A 15,677-nucleotide genomic window follows, 5' to 3' on the forward strand; every position below is an offset into this window, starting at 1 on the left:
TCCAGGATGACGAAGATTGCGGTCAGTTCAGCACAGCATCGATCTCCGCATTGGCGCGGGCACGAAGCTGGTGCTTGCAGGCGGCAAAGCCGGGCTGGGCATTGAGTGCCTGTGCCAGTGCGACAGAGGTCTCGATCAGGCGCGCCGGATCGCATAATTCATCCGTGATACCGGCCAATATGGCGTTTTCCGGGGTGAGCAATTCTGATGACAGCGCCAGCCTCCGCCGCCATACCGGATCGATCCAATGGTCGAGAACGATTTGCGGCACTGGCGGAAAAGGCAGGCCCGCCCTGGCTTCGGGCAAGCCGATTTTATAGTCGCCCCTGGCCGCCACGATCCAGTCGCTGGCCAGCGCCATGATCCCGCCGGCACCGATGCAATGGCCGTTGACTGCGGATACCAGCGCGCAGGGCAGGCGGTGCAGCGCGGCGCAATAGGCGTTGATTGCGGCGATTGCGCGCTTGATGCCAGCCGCATCGAGTGATGCGGCAACCTTTGTGTTCATGCCGCAGGTAAAATGCTCGCCTGCGCCGGTCAGGACGACACCGCCTTTGGGCGGATCCTTGGCCAGTGCCTGAAACACGACTGTGCCCTCTTCGAGCAGATCGGGTGTCAGCGTATTGCGATCCGGATTGGTCAGGGTGACCAGAACCGTATCGCCATGGCGGCTGGTCGGGAAAAAGCTCATTCGGCGCTGTCATCCTTGAGCCATTTGCCGACCCAGTCGAACACTTCATTATGCCAGCGCACCGAATTTTCACCGCCCAATATCCAGTGATTCTCGTCGGGGAACATTACCAGCCGTGACGGGATATCTCTCTCCTGCAAAACCGTGAACGCCATGAGCGACTGGCCATAGGGCACGCGGAAATCCTTCTCGCCATGGATCACCAATGTCGGGGTCTGCCAATTGGCGACATGATTGGCCGGGTTCCATTGCTCATACAGGTCACGCTGTTCGGCGTAGCTGCCGCCGAAATCCCAGCGCGGGAACCATAATTCCTCGGTGGCATAATAGAAGCTGCGCATATCGAACAGCCCGGCATGGTTGACGATGCATTTGAACCCGTCATTCCACTGGCCGGAAATCCAGTTCATCATATAGCCGCCATAGCTGGCGCCCAGGGCGCAGGCGTTTTCGGTATCGATTTGCGGGTCGATGTTTGCGAGCGCTGCCATACCGAGCTTCAGGTCTTCGAGCGGTTTGCCGCCCCAGTCTTGATTGATCGAATCCATGAAGTCCTGGCCGTAACCGGATGAACCATGGAAATCGATGGTCACCACAGCATAGCCTTGGGCGGCCATGACTTTGGGGTTCCAGCGTGTCGACCAGCCATCACCGAAAGAGCCCTGCGGTCCGCCATGGACGAGGAACAGCAGCGGCAGCTTTTCGGCATCGCTTTCGGGTTTGATGATCTGTCCATGTACCGTGTCGCCATTGGCACCGGCAAAAGAAAAGCGATTGATGTCGACCGGATCGATCTCCGCCAGCCGTGCGGCGTTAGCATTGCTGATATTACGCGGCATGGCGCGACCGCGCTGGACATGGATATCGGTAGGGCTTTGCAGGCTGCTCATGGTGTAGAGATAGCTGGCGGTGCCGAGCGGCACGACATTGCGCACATTGCCGCGTCCAGTCAGTCGCACGACATCGCCGGTCGTGGCGTTGACGCGATAGGCCGGGTGGTCGAGTACATCCTGCGCGGTGATGATCAGGCCATTGCCATCCTCTTCCCAGACGATGGAACCGACAGAGCGATCCCAGTCACCTGTCAGGGCTGTGCGTTTCTGTCCGGTGATATCGAGTATGGTCAGCACCAGCCGGTCGCTCTCATAGCCGGGTCGCGCCATTGCGGCATAGGCGATCTTGCTGCCATCGGGCGAGAAGGTGGGCAGGGTGTCGGTGGCATCGTTGTCGGCCGTGATGTTGAGGACCGGGCCAGTGCCATTGGCAGCGGCAAGGTAGATGTCGGTGTCGGTTGAGCCGGGTTCATCGCCATTGGCAACGCGCATGGTGAAGGCGATGGTGCTGCTGTCGGGCGACCAGGCGATTTCCTCACCGCCGCCAAAAGGCTTGGTCGGGCTATCGCCTTCTAGCTTCTGCATGATATCAACGCGGCTATCGGCGATCAGGGCACCGTCATCGCCGATCGAGTAGACGAAGATGCGTGAATATTCGCCGGGAACCTCCCAGCTTGACCAGTGACGGACAAATTGCCGGTCATAGCTGCGAGCGCTGCCGGTGCCAGTACGGTCCTTTTGCGGCGTGTCGGGCATTGCGCCAACGGTAATGTCGGTCCACAGCGCGACTTTGGCACCATCGGGTGATAGATGAAATCCGGCAATATTCAGGCTCATTTCGCTGACCTGTACCGGCACGACATCCGAGCCATGTTTATAGCGCCAGAGCTGTTCGCTGCCGCTCTTGTCGCTCAAGAAATAAAGCGTGCCATCGGGCGTGAAGGCGGGGCTGTGCTCGCTGGCATCCTCCATATCGGCGATCAGTGTGGCGTCCGCATCGGTTTCGAGCGAGCGGAGATACAGCTTGCTGGTGCGCTTGTAGCTCTCGCTGTCCGTATGGGTCACCGTATAGGCAATCTGTTTGCGGTCGGGGCTCAGCACAGGCGCGCCGACGCGATCCAGCGTCGTCAGATCCTGTGCGGTCATCGGTTCGGCCAGGGCTGGCACAGCGAAGGTGGGTGAGAGGGCGATGGCCGCAGTGGCGGCAGAGAGAAGAAGCTGTTTCATATTGCGCACGCTAGCAAAACGCGCTGCGAAAAAAAGTGAAATATGCTGCCGCCGGATCAGCTGCGCTTGCTGGTGATGCGGGCAATTTCCTTTGCGACCATCTGCTCGACCAGTTCGGGCAGATTGTCATCGAGCCATTGTTTGAGCATCGGCCGCAGCATCTCGCGCACCAGCCCTTCGAGCGAAGTCTCGCCCGAGCGGACAATTTGGGGTGCGCGGCCGGGCCCGGACAATGTGGTGAGTGCGGCGAGCGATTCATGGATCGACTGGCTGGCTTGGGCATCGACCAGCGGATCATCCATGTCTTCACCGCTTGGTGTCGTATCGCCATCGACGGGATCGGTCAGTTCCAGCACTGAGTCATCAGAAGTCTTGCGGGGCGTACGTGGCTTGGCCGGTTTGCCCGAATCGGCAGCCATTACCTTTTTGATCGAGGCGAGAATATCCTCGACACTGGGTTCCTGATCCTGCCGTGCCATAATCGCCCCTGCTCTCAGCGTGTCATCAATGATGATCGACCGAAAAAGTCCGACCGTTCCACCATATAATGGATATAACCCGCCATTTTAGCGTGGTGCAAGGGTCTTTGCGACAGGCTTACTCTTCGTCAACCGGGCCGTAGACCACGGTTTGCGCCGGCGTATCAGTGGTGCGGGTTGCCTCGGCCACGGGATCGGGGTCGGTGGCATAGTCATTCAGCTTGCCGCGGACCCTTTTGTAATTGACTTCCGGATCGTACAATACGCCGCCATCAAGGCCGAGATCGCGCGCTTCGGCACGACCCATCGCCGCCAGCAGGGTGAAACCGGCGACATAGGCATTGCGTCGCGCCACCACCAGCTGTGCCTGGGCGTTGACCAGCTCCTGCTCGGCGTTGAGAATATCGAGAATGGTACGATTGCCGACGCTGTTTTCAGCGCGCACGCCTTCGAGGGACAGTGCATTGGCATCGACCGCTTCCTGTGCCGACTGGATCACTTCGAGCGATGCCTGCCAGCTGGCATAGGCAGCGCGGGTCTGGGCGATAATATCGCGCTCAACCGCGATTTCCTGTTCCATGGCGACACTGGTGCGCGCCTGTGCCTGGCGAATCTGCGCGCCGGGACGACCGCCCTGATAAAGCGGCACGTTCAGTGTCACCCCGGCCTGGGCGTTGGACTGTTCCTGGATGAAATTGACCCCGGGAATATTGCCGCCCAATGTGCCGAGGAAATTGGCATAGGCGCCCTGGGCGAAGGCGTCGATGCTCGGCTTGCGCGCGCCTCGCGCTGCCTTGACATCATATTCCGCAGCTTTGACGCGCTCTTTTGCCGCTTCAATGTCGGGATTGTTGTCCAGCGCCACAGCGACCGCCATGGACGGATCTTCAGGCAAACCGGGAAGCGGTGGCGGCGGTGCCAGGTCCTCGGGCGGCTTGCCGACGATCTGGATATAGACTTCCTTGCTGCGAATCAGGTTGGAAATCGCGGTTTCCAGGTCGCTGCGGGCCACCGCCAGACGCGCCTCTGACTGGGCAACATCGGTGCGGGTCAGGTCGCCGATTTCGAACCGGTCCGAGGTTGCCTGTAAATTGGTTTCCAGCACATCGACATTATTGCGGTTGAGTTCGACCAGTGCCTGGTCGCGGATGACGTCCATATAGGCGGCGACGGTCTGGCTGAAGATCGAGGATTCGGTACCGCGCAGTGTTGCCTGTCCAGCGCTGACGCGCTCCTTTGCTGCCTTGATCGCATTGCGCACCTGCCCGCCGCGGTAAATCGGGACGTTGAGGTTGACGTTTGCGGTGACCTGGCGAATCGGTGCGGTGAAGGCGTTGGCGTTGATCAGGAAGTTTTCCTGATAGGTGGCTGTCGAGGTCGAGTTGGGGCGGCCATCGGCCAGCGCGATCGGAACGCCTTCATCGGTGGCACGCTGTTCCGCGCGCGCGCCGGTCAGCGTCGGGTTATTGGTATAGGCCGCGATCAGCGCATCGCGCAGCGTATCGGCGCGGGCGGGACCGGGCATCACCAGCGCCGTCGACAGCAAAGCCCCAGCCATTCCGGATGCCGTGATCGAGCGGTTCGCGGCGTTTTTGCCGCAAGTCTTTGGTAATTTCTGCGTCATCATGCCATCCCGTCAAAATACATATTCGGCGGGGCGGGCAAAGGCCCCCAGGGGTGCGATATCGGCATCGGCAAAATCGGCGAGGCTGATATTATCCTTGACCTTGCGGCCAATGGCCAGACGGGTGACACCATCTTCCGCCAGGCCGCAGAGCAGCCGGCCATCATCCTTGAGCTGGCGCGCCAGCGGTACCGGGATCGTCTCCACGGCACCATCGATGATGATCAGTGAATAGGGCCCGGCCTTGGGGTACCCCTTGTCCAGCGGCCCCTGCACGGTGGTGACATTGCTGCTATCCGTTGTGCCGATATTCCCGGTCAGCATGGCGAACAGCGTGTCATCATTCTCAAGCGCGACGACACTGTTGACGATGGGAGCGAGCAGCGCAGCCATATAGCCGGTGTTGGCGCCGACGATAAGTACATTATCCGATGACTGGATGTTGGCACGAGTCAGCATCAGCCCGGAGGCCAGTGGCGGGTTTAGCACACGACCGTCGCCGAGCGGTATGGCCCGGTCGATATAGGCAGCGGTGCGACGTTCCTCCGCAACAAAATTCTCTCTGGGTGTAACGGCCATGACGCCGATGACAACCGGGTCGTTGACATCATTGGGGCGCAGCTGGCTGTCGACCATGGCGCGCCGGGCGTCATGGAAGTCCGTAGCAGCGTGCGGCGCAGCTTCGTTCACCTCAGTCATTGCACTATCGTCCCACTCTTTCTTTCAGCGGCATGGCCGGAGCCATGCCCAAGGTCACAGCATAGTGTATTATAATTATAATACAGTCAAGCCATGGCCCGGCGACAGCAAAGGCCGCTATTGCGATGCCTCTATTGCGCATGGCAGGCGATGGCAATATTTGGCTGCTATCACCAGTGTATTTTGTACCAATCGGCTTGACTTTCCGACAAAAGGCGCACATTTGCCGCGACCTACCACAAGGTCCCGGTATTTTTGGCCGGCCTGTCCAGGCCCGATGGCGGAGTGGTGACGCAGCGGATTGCAAATCCGTGTACGCCGGTTCGATTCCGGCTCGGGCCTCCATATTCGGCTTCTGCAACCATTTGGCTTCCGCAACAATATTGGCCCCGCAACGCGGAGTCCGTAGCGGCATCCCGCCATAAATACGCAGCCGGTTTAACCGCTCGATTAAAACGACTTGCCTTGGCTCCCCCTGCTAGCCTAAATGCTCCCCAATCCGGCTCAGGCCTGCGGGCATTTTCCCCGCGTAACCAGGCTGCACGCCATTTCGAAAAGATGATAATGGTGGAGCATTCCCCTCTGGATTGATCTTCACCCTGCGAATGAAAGGACCCCGTTCATGACCGAAGCCTTTATATATGATGCCGTGCGCACGCCGCGGGGCAAGGGCCGCGCCGATGGTAGCCTGCACGAAATCACCGCCCTCAACCTGGCTTCGCAGACGCTGGCCTCGGTGCGTGAGCGCAACGATCTGTCCTCCGAAGCGGTGGAAGATGTCGCTTTTGGCTGCGTTTCTCCGGTGGGCGAGCAGGGCGCGGTGATCACCCGCACCGCAGTGATGCAGGCAGGCTATGCCGAAACCACCTCGGGCATTCAGGTCAACCGTTTCTGCGGTTCGGGTCTGGAAGCGGTGAATATCGCTGCGGCCAAGATCAAGTCGGGTGAGGCCGACCTCACCATTGGCGGTGGTGTCGAGTCGATGAGCCGTGTCCCCATGGGTTCCGATGGCGGCGCCTGGCCGACCGATCCTGCATCGGCGTTTGACAATTATTTTGTGCCCCAGGGTATTTCGGCCGACCTGATCGCCACCAAATATGGTTTTAGCCGCGACGATGTTGATGCCTATGCGGTGGAGAGCCAGAAGCGCGCCGCCAGAGCCTGGGAAGAAAAGCGGTTTGAAAAGTCGATCCTGCCGGTGCGCGATGTCATTGGCGAAGTGATTCTCGATCATGACGAACTAATGCGTCCGGACACCGATATGCAGTCGCTCGGCGCGCTAAACCCAAGCTTCAAGGGCATGGGCGAGCAGATGCCCGGCTTTAACGATATTGCGATCATGAAGCACCCCGATGTCGAGAAGGTCAACCATGTCCATCATGCCGGTAACAGCTCGGGTATTGTCGACGGTTCCGCCGCTGTTCTGATCGGCAATGAAGAAGCGGGCAAGAAGCATGGCCTCAAGCCGCGTGCGCGCATCGTTTCTATGGCGTCTATCGGTTCGGAACCGACAATCATGCTCACCGGCCCCGAATTTGCCGCGCAGAAAGCGATTGAGCGTGCAGGCATGACCAATAGCGATATTGATGTGTGGGAATTGAACGAAGCCTTCGCTGCGGTTGTTCTGCGCTTCATGCAGGCGATGAATGTCGATCACAGCGAAATCAATGTGAATGGTGGCGCGATTGCCATGGGCCACCCGCTGGGCGCGACCGGCGCGATGATCCTCGGCACCGTGCTCGACGAACTGGAGCGCACCGATAAGAATGTCGCGCTGTCGACACTGTGCATCGGCGCCGGCATGGGCATCGCGACCATTATCGAGCGCGTAAACTAACAGACCTTCACCGTTCATGCTGAGCTTGTCGAAGCATCGCCTTTCAAGCAAGTACGACCCTTTAACAGGCTCAGAGTGAACGGGTTTGAGAAATCAGGAAAATAAACATGACCTATAAAGCCATGACCGTTGATATTGACAGCGACGGTATTGCCCTTGTCACCATTGATCTGCCTGGCCAGTCAATGAATGTCTGGAATGCCGATCTGATCGATGACTTCAATGTGTTTGTTGAGGAACTAAACAGCAATGATGCCATTACCGGCGCGGTGATCACCTCGGGCAAGGCATCGGGCTTCCTTGCCGGCGCCGATCTCAACATGCTGGGCAGCAGCAAGGCCAACAGCATGGCCGAAGCGTTTGAAGGCGCGTTCGCGCTCAACGCGACGCTGCGCAAGATGGAAACCGGCGGCCATCCGGCCAAGGCGCTGCTCAAGGGCGCGGCGCATGCCAAGCCGGTTGCTGCCGCGATTAACGGTTTGGCGCTCGGCGGTGGTCTCGAGCTGGCACTGGCCTGTCATTATCGGGTTGTCGCCGACAATCCGAAGATCCAGCTGGGCCTGCCCGAAGTGCAGGTTGGCCTGCTGCCCGGCGGTGGCGGCACCCAGCGCATGCCGCGGCTGATGGGCCTGCAGGCTTCGGCGATGATGCTGCTCCAGGGCAAGCCGGCTAATCCACAGGCGGCGCTGGCCCAGGGCATTGTCCACGAAGTCGCGCCCGCTGACGAGCTGGTCGCCAAGGCCAAAGCCTGGGTCAAGGCCAACCCCAAGGCGGCCGCGCCATGGGATAAAAAGGGCTATAAGGTGCCTGGCGGTGCCGGCTCGATGAACCCTAATGCGGTGCAGTTCTTTGTCGGCGCCAACGCCCTCGCCAACAAACAGAGCAAGGGCAATTATGCTGCGGTCCAGGCGATCATGTCCTGCCTTTATGAAGGCACCCAGCTGCCGATGGATACCGCGCTCAGGGTGGAATCGAAATATTTCACCAAGCTGCTTTCGGGTAGTCAGGCCAAGAACATGATCCGTACCCTGTTCATCAACAAGCAGGCAGCCGAGAAAGGCGCAGCGCGTCCGGCCGATGTGCCCAAGGCCGAGCTCAAGAAAGTCGGTGTGCTCGGCGGTGGCCTGATGGGATCGGGCATCACCCATGTCACTGCGAAGGGTGGCATGGACGTGGTGGTCCTTGATCGCAGCGTCGAGGAAGCGACCAAGGCGGTGACCTACAGCCAGAAGATCGTCGACAAGAAAGTCGCGCGCGGCAAGATGACACAGGAAAAGGCCGACGCCTTTATGGCGCGCATCACCCCGACCGACAATTATGATGACCTGAAAGACGTCGATCTGATTATCGAGGCGGTGTTTGAGCGCCCCGATGTCAAGGCCGATGTCATCAAGAAGACAGAAGCGGTGATCCGCGACGATGTGATCTTCGCTTCCAACACCTCGACCCTGCCGATCACCGGTCTGGCGAAGAACAGCCAGCGCCCGGAACAGTTTATCGGCCTGCATTTCTTCTCACCGGTAGAGAAGATGCCGCTGCTCGAGATCATCCCCGGTGAGGAGACCGGCGACAAGGCGCTTGCAGTGGCATTTGATTACAATGCCCGCATCCGCAAGACGCCGATTGTGGTCAAGGATGTGCGCGGCTTCTTCACCAACCGCGTCTTCCCGCCTTATGCCGGCGAGGCGATGCTGATGGTCACCGAGGGCGTCTCGATGGCGCTGATCGAAAATGCGGCGCTGCATATGGGCATGCCCATTGGCCCGCTGGCAGTGGTCGACGAGACCACTTTGCAGCTGGGCTATGATGTGATGCAGTCGACCAAGGAAGAGCTGGGCGATGCCTATAAGCCGAGCGGGACCGAGGGTCTGTTCGAGCTGATGGTCAAGCAGATCGACCGGCGCGGACGGCGCTTTGGCGGCGGCTTTTACGACTATGACGACAAGGGCAACAAGAAAGGCCTGTGGCAGGGCATTACCGAGCATTTCCCGCTCGCCGAGGTCCAGCCCAGCGTCGAGGAGGTGCAGCAGCGGCTGATGTTCGTCCAGCTGATTGCCACCGCACAATGCTATGAGGAAGGCGTGGTGCATGATCCGCAATCGGCCGATCTCGGCGCGATTTTCGGCTGGGGCTTTGCGCCCTGGACCGGCGGTCCGATCAGCCATATCGACACCATGGGCGTCGACAGTTTTGTGCGCACCGCCGACTCGCTGGCGCAAAAACATGGTGAGCGGTTCAAGCCGCCGGTGCTGCTGCGTGAAATGGCCGACAAGGGCGAGAGCTTCTACAAAGCGGCCTGACGGACAGGCATCTGCCGATCATTGCGGACTCATTCCCGGCTTTGCATCGCAAGGGCCGGGTTTGGGTCCGCTATTTTATGCGGCGAGGTTATCGCCCTAAATTGCTTGCGTCCGGCAGCAACCGGCCCTAATCGCCTCTTCCATTATGACCGACAGCAACGCGCCCGAAAAGCCAAACTATAAAGACACGGTGTTCCTGCCCAAAACGCCTTTCCCGATGAAGGCGGGATTGGCCAATAAGGAGCCGGGCATTCTTGATCGCTGGCGCGACGAAAAGCTGTATGAGACGCTGCGCGAGCGGCGCAAGGGACGCGAGACCTTCATCCTGCATGACGGCCCGCCCTATGCCAATGGCGATATCCATATCGGCCATTCCTTGAACAAGATTCTCAAGGATCTGGTGGTGCGCACCCAGAGCCTGCTCGGCAAGGACGCGCCCTATGTCCCCGGTTGGGATTGCCACGGCCTGCCGATCGAATGGAAGATCGAGGAGCAATATCGCAAGAAAAAGCGCAACAAGGATGAGGTGCCCGCCGCTGAATTCCGCGCCGAATGCCGCGATTATGCCGATAAATGGGTCAATGTGCAGCGTGAGCAGTTTCAGCGCCTCGGCGTGATGGGCCGCTGGGACCAGCCCTATCTCACCATGGACTATGCCGCCGAGGCCGAGATTGTCGCCGAGCTGCTGAAATTCGCTGAATCGGGTCAATTATATCGCGGCGCCAAGCCGGTAATGTGGTCGCCGGTGGAGAAGACCGCTTTGGCCGAGGCCGAGGTGGAATATGAGGATATCTGCTCGACCCAGATCGATGTGGCGTTTGAGATTGTTGAGGCACCGAATGCACCAGAGCTGGTCGGCGCGCATGCAGTGATTTGGACGACGACGCCCTGGACGATCCCGGTTAATCAGGCGCTCGCTTATGGTGAGGATATTGAGTATGTGGCCTTCAAGATACTAGGCTCGGTTGCCGCTGAATGGGCAAGCGAAAGCAGTATGACGGCTCGTCAGCTTAGTGTGCTTTCTGGACAAACGATTCTCGTTTCAGATCAACTGCTTGGTGCCCTTAAAGACCGAGTTTGCGGTAAGGGTGGTCACCTGGAAGTTGACACTCTTTGGAGAGGCAAAGGCTCCCAACTCGCCGGAGCCGTCGCCAAGCACCCCATGGCGGACATCTTCTCTTCCCCCCTCCCCGGCGGGGAGGGGGCTCCCAAGGCCGATGGGACAGAACACCCTCACCCAACCCTCTCCCTCAAGGGAGAGGGCTTGAAGAATACCGACTTCTTCACCAAGCCCCGCCCCTTCCTGCCCGGCGATTTTGTCACCACTGATGCGGGTACCGGCCTTGTCCATATGGCGCCCGATCATGGCGAGGATGACTTTGATCTGTGCAAGGCGCATGGCATCAACCCGGTGTTTGCGGTCGATGCCGACGGGCAATATCGCGAGGATTGGGCCTGGCTGCCGCGTTCAGGATCAGTGATCAACAAGAAGTTTGTCGCTGCTGACGGGCCGATTTGCTCTGATCTGCGCGAGGCGGGGGCATTGCTCTCGGCTTCGGATGATTTTGCCCATAGCTATCCGCATAGCTGGCGCTCCAAGGCGAAGATCATCTATCGCTGCACCCCGCAATGGTTTGTGCCGATGGACCAGCCATTGCCAGACTTCACCACCGCTCGGGCTGAGCCTGTCGAAGCCCTGTCCTTGGGTGAAGAGGAGAACGGCCCTTCGACAAGCTCAGGGCGAACGGAGTTTGAGCGTGGCCACGCCAAAGGTATCAACCCCACGCTCCGCGAAGTGGCACTCGATGAAATCCGCAACAAAATCCGCTTTGTGCCCGAGCGCGGCCAGCGGCGGCTGGAGTCGATGGTGGAGGGTCGCCCCGATTGGGTGTTGTCACGCCAGCGCGCCTGGGGCGTGCCGATTGCGCTCTATGTCAATCGCAAGAGTGGCGAGTATCTCAATGACCCGGCGGTGAATGAACGGATTATCGACGCGTTCAAACAGGGCGGGGCCGATGCCTGGTTCGATGCCGATCATCAGGCGCTGCTCGGCAATAATTATGATCTCAATGATTATGAGGTCATCACCGATATTCTCGACGTCTGGTTCGACAGCGGCTCGACCCACGCCTTTGTGCTTGAAAGCGAACGCTGGCCCGAACTGGACAGCCCGGCGGACCTGTACCTCGAAGGGTCTGACCAGCATCGCGGCTGGTTCCAGTCAAGCCTGCTCGAAAGCGGCGGCACAAGAGGCCGCGCGCCCTATAAGGCGCTGCTGACGCACGGCATGACGCTCGACAAGAGCGGCAAGAAAATGTCGAAGTCGCTGGGCAATACGCTTGATCCGCAAAAGGTCATCAATGTGCAGGGTGCCGATATTTTGCGGCTCTGGGCGGCGAGTGTCGATTTTACCGAGGATCACCGCATTGGCGATGAAATCCTCAAAACCGTGTCGGACAGCTATCGCAAGCTGCGCAATACCTTTCGCTATATGCTGGGCGGCTTGTCGGATTTTGACGAGGCCGAGAAAATGCCCGTCGCCGATATGCCCGAGCTGGAGCGCTATATGCTGCACCGGCTGGCGGCGCTGGATGCCGAGCTGAAGCAGGCGGTCAATGACTTCGCATTTGGCAAATATGTCCGCGCGCTTTCCGATTTCGCCAATGAGGACCTGTCGGCCTTTTTCTTCGATATCCGCAAGGATTGCCTCTATTGCGATGTCAATCCAGCGACGGGGACGCAGACCGACAAGCGCCGCGCCTATCGTACTGTGCTCGACATCATGTTCCATGCCATGACGCGCTATATCGCGCCGGTTCTGTGCTTTACTGCCGAGGAAGTATGGGGAACGCGCTATCCCGAGAGCGAGAGCGTGCATCTGCTCGAATGGCCCGAGGTGGACGCGCGCTGGTCCGATGCGGAACTGGCTGGGAAATGGGACAGGTTGCGCGAACAGCGCGAGGCGGTGACCGAGGCGATTGAGCCGTTACGACAGGAAAAGACCATCCGCTCCAGCCTGGAAGCGGAGATTGTCTTTCCACATGACGAACTCGCCGTATCGCCGGAAGACTTTGCTGAAATCTGTATCATCGCCGGCGTTGCTGATGGCAAAGAGCTGTCCGTCAGCAAAACCAGCAACCATAAATGCGGTCGTTGCTGGCGGTTAATCCCCGATGTGGCATTTGACGGCGGCTTGTGCGACCGCTGCAGCAGCGTGTTGAACGGATAAGAAGGTCATGGGGCAGGTGGACAGCCAGGAAAAAAGCTATCGGCGGCAGGGGCTGTTTCTCGCCGCCTTCGTCTTTCTGCTCGACCAGGCGGTGAAATATATGGTCGTCGTGCCGCTGTCGCTGGAATCGCGGCAGAGTGTCGAGATTGTACCGTTCTTCAACCTGACCTGGGCGGAGAATTACGGCGTCTCCATGGGGTTTTTGACGGCGGAAAGCCCGCTGCAACGCTGGCTGCTGGTGGCGCTGACCGGCCTGATCGCCATGATCGTGCTGGTGTGGATGTTCCGCGAGACATTGCGCGGCGATATCTGGGCACTGGCGCTGATACTGGGCGGAGCATTGGGGAATATTCTTGATCGCGCGCGGCTGGGCTATGTCATCGACTATGCCGATCTGCATTTTGGTGATTTCCGCCCGTTTCTGATATTCAATGTCGCGGATGCAGCGATAACCTTTGGTGTGCTGTTATTGCTTGCCCGGGCGCTGCTGATCGGCGACAAGGCGCGGCAGACATCGACGGGGGAAGCCGCCGAATGAAACGGGACATGTCCGGGGGCGGAATATGAATTGGGAGGATGATATGCACAGCATTGTGCGCAGCGTCGGCAAAGCCGGCTTGGTGATCGGCCTGGCTATGGGCGTGACCGCCTGCGGCTCAACCAGCATTTTTGATCGTGACCGGCCTGATGAATTTGCGGTGTCACGCCAGGCGCCGCTGGTCATCCCGCCCGATTTCGCCCTGCAGCCGCCGCGTCCCGGTGTTGCGCGTCCGCAGCAGAGCAGCGCGAGCGAGCAGGCGCTTGAAGCGCTGTTTGGCGGACCACAGGCCCGCAGCGCCACCGAACGGGCCACAATCGAACGTGCCGGCGCTGCCGATCCAGCGATCCGTTCCACCGTCGCCGATCCCGATACGGACACGGTCGACAAGGGCACAGTGGTGCGTGATATCATTGCCGCGCCTGAAGGCGATGGCCGCGAGGCACAGAGCAGCATCCCGCAATAGGCAGCTCAGACAATTATTCTTGCGATCAGGAGGCGGGTGATGCGTCTGCACGTGGCAGATGTGTATCTCCCCATTGGGTAATTTCGGCATAGACCGGGGCCAGCGCGCGCCCGGCTTCGGTGAGGCGGTAATGGGCGCGCTTGCCGCCCGGTGGGTCGCGCTGCAATAGCCCGGCCTGGCACAGCATGGCCAGCCTGTCGGTGAGCACCGCGCGTGAGATATCGAGTCGTGCCATCCACCCTTCAAATCGTTCCTCGCCGAGCAGCGCATCGCGCAGGATCAGCATAGCCCAGCGGTCGCCCAGCACCCGTGAGGCGCGGCCGATCGGGCAGGGTGAGCGCGAGGCGCGATATTCAGGCACAAGAGGCTCTTTTATCGATCATCAAAGATAAATGGCTTGAGCCAAGAGATAAGGCAAGGCAATAAGTCTTTATTACAGACTTAAAAGGAGTGTATCATGTCCGATTCCCCGGTTCGCCGCCGATTTGCCAATAATGACGAAGCCGTAGCGTATATGAAGAAAGTTGCAGTGCAGGGGTCGGGCTTTTCGCGTCATCTGGGCGTTGAACCGATTCGCTGTTGGCAGGGTGAATCCGAACTGGTGCTGACGGTTCGGGAGGATATGACCCAGCATCACGGCTTCGCGCATGGCGCGATTGTCGGGTTGATGGCGGACAATGCCTGTGCCTGGGCCGGGGCATCGTTGACCGGCGATGTGGTCACCGGTGGCTATACCATCAATTTTCTCAATCCGGCCATTGGCAGCCATTTGCGCGCCAAAGGGCAGGTAGTGAAAGCAGGCAGGCGGCAGTTGATTGTGCGGGCCGACGTCTGGGCCGAAGCGGACGGCAAGGAACCAAGCCATGTTGCCGCAGCGCAGGCGACAATCATACCGACGGGGCAATAGCTTCAGCGTGGCAGAGACTGTACCGGACGGATGGCTTCGCGTGCATAGCTGCCATCGCTCTGGCGCACATAGCGTGAGACAATACGGAACCAGGGTCGCGCCTTTTTCTGACTGATCTTCCAGTCTCGGGTAGAGTTATAGCCGACATTGAAGCCCCGGCGCGTGGGGTCGGCGAAATTCTGGCGGCTATAGCCGTCGACAGACAGCCCGAATCCTGATGACTTGCCCTGCGACAGGCTGAGTTTCATGTTGTAATTTCCGCGCACGACATAGACCGCGCGCCGGTTGTTGAACTGCCGCTGGCAGGACGGTTCGGTAATTTTCTGGTCCAGCGCGAACTCGCTGATCTGGGTGACTGAAATGTCATCGAAGCTGTAGCTCATCGCCTTCTTTTTCTGGATGCGGAATCCGAAAAAACCGCCAATGCGCGCGAGAAATCCCGGCGCACCGGCCCCACCACCAAGGTTGAAGCCGCCCGTGCTGTTGCCCGAGGGGAAAGGTGAGCTCTCCACCGTAATGACGTCTTCCGTGGCGAAGCGGCAACGCCCGATAATGTTCAGCGAGGAATAGGCGCCGCGATTGCTTGGCGCCAATATGGTGCCATATTCGATGCCGCCAAAACTCGAATTATATTCGACGACAAAATTTTCCGAGTCGATGCCCTGAGTCAATTCATCGGCTATGGACAGCATGGTCTGCTGCCAGCCGTTGAGCCGCTTGGCGACGCCGCGCTGGGCCTGTGCCGGCACCGATACCAGCAGCATACCGGCAACGGTGCCGGCTGCGATCACAATTCTCATAATGCCCTCCCCCTTATGCATGGAAGGGTCTCAAAAAAGCGTTGTCA

The 15,677-nt window shown here is 59.4% G+C and carries 13 protein-coding genes and 1 tRNA gene; 7 read left to right on the plus strand and 7 right to left on the minus strand.

Features of this window, described 5'->3' with window-relative positions; all coding sequences use genetic code 11:
• Nucleotides 1–22 precede the first annotated feature (22 nt).
• The 5 genes from AAFX04_14400 to AAFX04_14420 all read right to left on the minus strand — a co-directional run bounded on the left by AAFX04_14400 (nt 23) and on the right by AAFX04_14420 (nt 5,553).
• On the minus strand, nt 23–691 hold the full coding sequence (locus AAFX04_14400) for an enoyl-CoA hydratase/isomerase family protein (GenBank protein MEO1046626.1): 669 nt from the start codon (nt 689–691) through the stop codon (nt 23–25).
• A complete protein-coding gene (locus AAFX04_14405) occupies nt 688–2,751 on the minus strand; it encodes a S9 family peptidase (protein MEO1046627.1) in 2,064 nt (687 codons plus the stop codon). The genes AAFX04_14400 and AAFX04_14405 overlap by 4 nt, the downstream gene beginning before the upstream one ends.
• 56 nt (nt 2,752–2,807) lie before the next feature.
• Nucleotides 2,808–3,230 carry a DUF2497 domain-containing protein gene (locus AAFX04_14410; protein MEO1046628.1) on the minus strand — a complete coding sequence of 141 codons (423 nt, stop codon included), beginning with the start codon at nt 3,228–3,230 and terminating at the stop codon, nt 2,808–2,810.
• A 118-nt stretch (nt 3,231–3,348) separates the two neighbouring features.
• Nucleotides 3,349–4,788, minus strand: a complete 1,440-nt coding sequence (locus AAFX04_14415) for a TolC family outer membrane protein (protein ID MEO1046629.1) — start codon at nt 4,786–4,788, stop codon at nt 3,349–3,351.
• A gap of 78 nt (nt 4,789–4,866) precedes the next feature.
• Entirely contained in the window at nt 4,867–5,553 is a 687-nt protein-coding gene (locus AAFX04_14420; protein ID MEO1046630.1) for a protein-L-isoaspartate O-methyltransferase, read from the minus strand.
• Nucleotides 5,554–5,824: 271 nt separating this feature from the next.
• Between AAFX04_14420 and AAFX04_14425 the strand changes: the two genes are divergently transcribed.
• The 6 genes from AAFX04_14425 to AAFX04_14450 all read left to right on the plus strand — a co-directional run bounded on the left by AAFX04_14425 (nt 5,825) and on the right by AAFX04_14450 (nt 13,923).
• Nucleotides 5,825–5,898 (plus strand) — tRNA-Cys (locus AAFX04_14425).
• A gap of 277 nt (nt 5,899–6,175) precedes the next feature.
• Nucleotides 6,176–7,390: an acetyl-CoA C-acetyltransferase gene (locus AAFX04_14430; protein ID MEO1046631.1), complete on the plus strand. Its 1,215-nt coding sequence runs from the start codon at nt 6,176–6,178 to the stop codon at nt 7,388–7,390.
• A 107-nt stretch (nt 7,391–7,497) separates the two neighbouring features.
• On the plus strand, nt 7,498–9,690 hold the full coding sequence (locus tag AAFX04_14435; GenBank protein MEO1046632.1) for a 3-hydroxyacyl-CoA dehydrogenase NAD-binding domain-containing protein: 2,193 nt from the start codon (nt 7,498–7,500) through the stop codon (nt 9,688–9,690).
• 145 nt (nt 9,691–9,835) lie between these two features.
• The gene (ileS, locus tag AAFX04_14440; GenBank protein MEO1046633.1) at nt 9,836–12,919 is read left to right on the plus strand and encodes an isoleucine--tRNA ligase; all 3,084 of its coding nucleotides are present in this window, start codon (nt 9,836–9,838) and stop codon (nt 12,917–12,919) included.
• 7 nt (nt 12,920–12,926) lie between these two features.
• Nucleotides 12,927–13,457, plus strand: a complete 531-nt coding sequence (gene lspA / locus AAFX04_14445; protein ID MEO1046634.1) for a signal peptidase II — start codon at nt 12,927–12,929, stop codon at nt 13,455–13,457.
• Between the two features lie 43 nt (nt 13,458–13,500).
• Entirely contained in the window at nt 13,501–13,923 is a 423-nt protein-coding gene (locus AAFX04_14450; protein MEO1046635.1) for a DUF3035 domain-containing protein, read from the plus strand.
• Nucleotides 13,924–13,948: 25 nt separating this feature from the next.
• Here the strand turns inward: AAFX04_14450 and AAFX04_14455 are convergent, their stop codons facing one another.
• Nucleotides 13,949–14,284: a helix-turn-helix domain-containing protein gene (locus AAFX04_14455; GenBank protein MEO1046636.1), complete on the minus strand. Its 336-nt coding sequence runs from the start codon at nt 14,282–14,284 to the stop codon at nt 13,949–13,951.
• A gap of 96 nt (nt 14,285–14,380) precedes the next feature.
• On the opposite strand from AAFX04_14455, the gene AAFX04_14460 reads away from it, so the two are divergent.
• Nucleotides 14,381–14,830, plus strand: a complete 450-nt coding sequence (locus AAFX04_14460) for a PaaI family thioesterase (protein MEO1046637.1) — start codon at nt 14,381–14,383, stop codon at nt 14,828–14,830.
• A gap of 2 nt (nt 14,831–14,832) precedes the next feature.
• On the opposite strand, the gene AAFX04_14465 is transcribed toward AAFX04_14460, so the two are convergent.
• A complete protein-coding gene (locus AAFX04_14465; protein MEO1046638.1) occupies nt 14,833–15,630 on the minus strand; it encodes a hypothetical protein in 798 nt (265 codons plus the stop codon).
• Between the last annotated feature and the right edge of the window lie 47 nt (nt 15,631–15,677).

This window comes from Pseudomonadota bacterium (assembly GCA_039818985.1).
In the GTDB taxonomy this organism is placed as follows: Bacteria; Pseudomonadota; Alphaproteobacteria; order Sphingomonadales; family Sphingomonadaceae; genus Alterisphingorhabdus.